2 protein-coding genes are annotated in these 1,436 nt (G+C 61.6%); both read right to left on the bottom strand.

The window, feature by feature from the left end; translation table 11 throughout:
- Nucleotides 1-907, bottom strand: a 907-nt coding sequence (locus A3730_RS22325) for a ParB/RepB/Spo0J family partition protein (protein ID WP_063538976.1), incomplete at its 3' end; no start/stop codon positions are given.
- 13 nt (nt 908-920) lie between these two features.
- A partial coding sequence (locus A3730_RS22320; protein WP_156501297.1) for a ParA family protein occupies nt 921-1,436 on the bottom strand: 516 nt, incomplete at its 5' end.

Genomic DNA, 1,436 nt, shown 5'->3' with positions numbered 1-1,436 from the left:
TGTGCGCCAGAATGCCGTCCAGCTCGTCCAGGTTGTTGTAACTGATCACCAACTTTCCTTTCTTGCCCTGCTGCTGGATCTGCACCGGTGCACCGAGACGGTCCGACAGGTCGCTGATCAGTGCCTTCACATTGGGATCTTCCTTGGGCGCCGCCGGCTTGGCCGGTTTCGCCTTCTCGAAATCCCGGACCAGCTCTTCGGTCTGGCGCACTGACAGACCCTTGGCCACCACGGTGCGAGCGGCTTCGATCTGCTTATTGCCCGTCAGGGCCAGCAGCGCACGGGCATGGCCCATTTCCAGATCGCCATGCTCCAGCAGCTTCTTGACGTCGGATTCCAGGCTCATCAGGCGCAGCAGGTTGGTGACCATGGCGCGGGATTTACCCACTGCATCGGCAACCTGCTGGTGGGTAAGCCCGAATTCTTCCTTCAGGCGGCCCAGCGCGATGGCCTCTTCCATGGGATTGAGGTTTTCCCGCTGGATATTCTCGATCAGCGCCATGGCGATGGCGGCTTCGTCGGGCACCTCGCGGATCACCGCCGGAATGGTGTCCAGCTCGGCCATCTGGGCGGCACGCCAGCGGCGCTCACCAGCGATGATTTCGTAACGCTTGTCACCCAGTGGGCGCACCACGATGGGCTGCATCACACCTTGAGCACGAATGGATTCGGCCAGTTCTTCCAGGGCATCTGGCGACATGTCACGGCGCGGCTGGTAACGGCCTCGCTCCATGCACTCCACCGGCAGGTGGCGCAATTCGCCATCGCGGGGACGCTGATCGGGCTCACCCGTCGCTTCACCCTCGTTCTGCAGGCTCACTTCTTCCTGGTGCCGCTGATAGGACTCGTTGCTGCTAAGCAGGGCATCCAGGCCCTTGCTGAGACCGCGTTTACGTTTTGCCGCCATGGTGTTTCGTTCCTTATGAAGCTGCTGCAGGCTGGGCCTTGAGCGCCTGCTCACGACGCAGGATCTCACCGGCCAATGCCAGATAGCTGACCGCACCGCGGGATTTCGGATCGTAGGTGATCACCGGCGCACCGTGGCTGGGCGCTTCCGCCAGCCGCACGTTGCGCGGGATGATGGTGCGGTAGACCTTGTCGCCGAAGTGGCTGATCAGCTGGTTGGAGACATCGTTGGACAGGCTGTTGCGGGGGTCATACATGGTGCGCAGCAGGCCGCCGATGTGCAGCTTCGGGTTCAATACCGTGCGGATCTTCTCGATGGTGTTCATCAGCGCGGTGAGACCTTCCAGTGCGTAGTACTCACACTGGATCGGCACAATCACAGAGTCCGCCGCCGTCAACGCGTTGACGGTGAGCATGTTCAGGGATGGCGGGCAGTCGATGAGGATGTAATCGTACTGGTCACGGATACGCGCCAGCGCATTGCGCAGGCGGAATTCCTTGGCGCTCATGTCCAGTAGCTGGACTTCGGC

The sequence above is a fragment of the Alcanivorax sp. HI0044 genome (assembly GCF_001634945.1).
This window is presented reverse-complemented; position numbering and strand designations above follow the sequence as displayed.